Origin of the sequence: Mesorhizobium sp. M2A.F.Ca.ET.067.02.1.1 (assembly GCF_004023285.1) — a bacterium.
In the GTDB taxonomy this organism is placed as follows: domain Bacteria; phylum Pseudomonadota; class Alphaproteobacteria; order Rhizobiales; family Rhizobiaceae; genus Mesorhizobium.
In genome coordinates, this window is record NZ_RZSB01001463.1 from 1 (window position 1) to 412 (window position 412).

General features: G+C 67.0%; 1 protein-coding gene. It reads right to left on the minus strand.

Annotation, left to right across the window (positions count from 1 at the left end):
- A partial coding sequence (locus tag EOA28_RS38330) for an SIS domain-containing protein (RefSeq protein WP_128315970.1) occupies window positions 1-412 on the minus strand: 412 nt, incomplete at both ends.

Sequence of the window (412 nt, forward strand, 5' to 3'; positions counted from 1 at the left end):
CCATATTGGTGTGCCTGGCGCGCATGGCTTCCGGCCTCGCATTGGTCAGCGCCTGAAGCCTCAGCACCATGATCTCGAACAACAGGAACAGCGCGCCTTCGAACAGCGAGCCCATTGGCAGCACCGAGCTTCTTGCCGCGCCCTGGTCGCTGGCCATGGTCTGCGCCGGAATGACCAGCGTGAAGTCGGCGAGTTTCGCCGCGCTGCCTGCCGGTTCGGCCGTCAGGAGCAGCACCTTCGCGCCGGCATCGCGGGCAACCCGCATCAAGGTCAGCACCGTGGTGGTCTCGCCCGGCCCCGAGCTCGCCAGGAAGACGTCGCCCCGCCCGAGCGGCGGCGTGGTCATGTCGCCGACCACCGAAACCGGCAGGCCGAGATGATAGAGCCGCATGGCAAAACCCTTCACCTGCAG